The sequence below is a fragment of the Halalkalibacter urbisdiaboli genome, assembly GCF_002156385.1.
Taxonomy (GTDB): Bacteria; Bacillota; Bacilli; order Bacillales; family Bacillaceae_D; genus Halalkalibacter_A; species Halalkalibacter_A urbisdiaboli.
In genome coordinates this window covers 1,052,367-1,054,506 of record NZ_MVJM01000002.1, presented here as the reverse complement: position 1 = coordinate 1,054,506, position 2,140 = coordinate 1,052,367, and the positions used below count along the sequence as shown (strand labels likewise).

Here is a 2,140-nt window from a genome sequence, read left to right as displayed (position 1 = left end):
GAAGGAATGACGACAGAGACATATTTAACAAAGGATGGATTCTTCGTGTTTGATTCGTCTTTAGGAAAATGGATTAAGTATGATGATGAAATGTATGAAGAGATAGTAGGCTTATCCAATCAACAACTTGACCCAACAGCACAGTTTGAGCTGATGACAAAGTATTATGAAAGCGTCGTTGTGTTAGAAAACGATGACACGTATGAGCTTCATATGTCAATTTCAGGAGATGGCTTCCAAGATTTATTAAGTGAGATGTTAGGTATGCCTGGACTTGGATTAGAAGGGGAAGACCTGTTTGGTGAATCAAATATTGATGTAAAGAAAATGGAAATCGTTTCTGTTTTGGACAAAGAAACACTCTTCCCGGTTGCTGAAAGCCTGGACTCAGTGATGAGCATTACAGTTGAAGGTGAAACAGTTGAAATTAGCCAAAAAGGAGAATTTTCTTATTCAAACCATAATGAGCTTGAGGAAATTGTAATTCCACAGGACATTATCGATGAAGCCATTTCGATGGAAGAAGCTCTTGCAGAATTTGAAGCAGAGTTCGAGCAAGCGAGTTAATTACATGATAGAGGAGCTGCCAAGTGAAGGGCGGCTCCTTTTTTTTTAGAAACCTTTCTGTCTTTCGTAACGTTATATAGAAGAGATGGAACATGATTGGATGATGTTTACGGGAAGCTTACGTCCGTCTCACATAAAATATAGAAGCGAAAAAAGGCTTCGAAAAGGAGACAATCGATGCTTGCTGCGACTCATATGCTCGCTGGTGCCACCGTTTATGGGCTCACACATCGGAATAAGTTAATCAGTCTACCTCTTGCATTCGCGTCCCATTTTGGATTAGATCGCGTTCATCATTATGACTTGAACATGACCAAGAATGTACTTATTGGAATTCCGATTATTCTATTTGTTTTCTATCTTGGTTGGAAAATGAAAGATGTGTTTATCGTCATCGCTGCTTTTTTAGGGATGCTTCCGGATTTAATCTCGATTCTAGGGATCAGTCCCTCCTTTCACCGCATCCATATGCAGCTTCACTTTGAACCTTATTACCCCTTGCCATTATATTTACTAGCAGTAGAAGCTGTGTTGGCTGTGTTCTTGATAGGTTATCTTTATTGGAGAGGAGTGAGATCATGAGACTACATTTGTTGTTGATGCTAGGTGTAGTTGTGCTAATCGCTAGTGGATGCATGTCCGAAAAAATTGAAAAAATAACAATTTATCAGATGAAGGATTTCACTGAGGTAAAGGAGGATTCCAAATGGGAATTGACAGATTCAGCTGAAATCAGGGTGATCCGACAAGCCTTTAAAGGAGCAAAGAAACAACCCGGTATCGTCAATATGGCAGAGCCACAATACCGGCTAGAGCTTGACAAAAACACTTATTTTCTATGGATAGGTGAAGACTCAGGTACGATTATGAATGTTGAGGATACGCATACGATTTATTCGCTTTCTTCAAAATCAGCCAAACGGGTGTATGAAATCATCACCCTTCATCAGCCAGATGAATCCTCTTCTAATTCAACGGAAACAAAGAAACAAGGAGACTTTGAGGTTCGTATTTTTGCTGAGCAAGATCAAGAGCTTAACGTGTATGCAACGCTCACATATAGAGGTGAGGAGGAAAGTATTGATATTTACCATGCTACCTGGATCTTTTATTTCGGAATTACTCAGTTAGATGGTGACTATGAAACAACGATTGGAATGGAGGAGCCATTACGAACAACAACATTAGTGAAAGATGAACCACATGTAGAACAATTAAAGACAGATACCTTAAATCTAAAGCCAGGCAAATATAAATTCGAAGCGATTGCTGACTTTTCTACTAACTCGGAAAAAATGCTAGAGACAGGGAGTGAAATTCCTGTATCGACGGTTGTTGAGGTAAAATAGTTTATCACAGCAATCAATCAAATAGGTAAAGTAGACCAACACCTCAGGTAGGGTGTTGGTCTACTTTTTACTCAATCAAAGCCGGTTCGGGCTCCATCCCTTCGCCCACAGTCTCTTGCTGTTCAATTATTTGTGTCTCTTCCTCTACTGCAGGAGCAGGTTCTTCCTCAATCAGATCCGGTTCTACAACGGGCTCATCCTCCACCACTGGTCGATACGTTACG

At 40.1% G+C, this 2,140-nt stretch carries 3 protein-coding genes; all 3 read left to right on the top strand.

The window, feature by feature from the left end; translation table 11 throughout:
• The coding region (locus B1R93_RS12870; protein ID WP_207634156.1) for a DUF6612 family protein at positions 1-567 on the top strand (567 nt) is incomplete at its 5' end.
• Positions 568-744: 177 nt separating this feature from the next.
• A complete protein-coding gene (locus tag B1R93_RS12865; protein ID WP_088104346.1) occupies positions 745-1,149 on the top strand; it encodes a hypothetical protein in 405 nt (134 codons plus the stop codon).
• Positions 1,146-1,916 (top strand): YhfM domain-containing protein, encoded by a 771-nt coding sequence (locus B1R93_RS12860; protein WP_088104345.1) that lies wholly within the window; start codon positions 1,146-1,148, stop codon positions 1,914-1,916. The genes B1R93_RS12865 and B1R93_RS12860 overlap by 4 nt, the downstream gene beginning before the upstream one ends.
• Positions 1,917-2,140 lie beyond the last annotated feature (224 nt).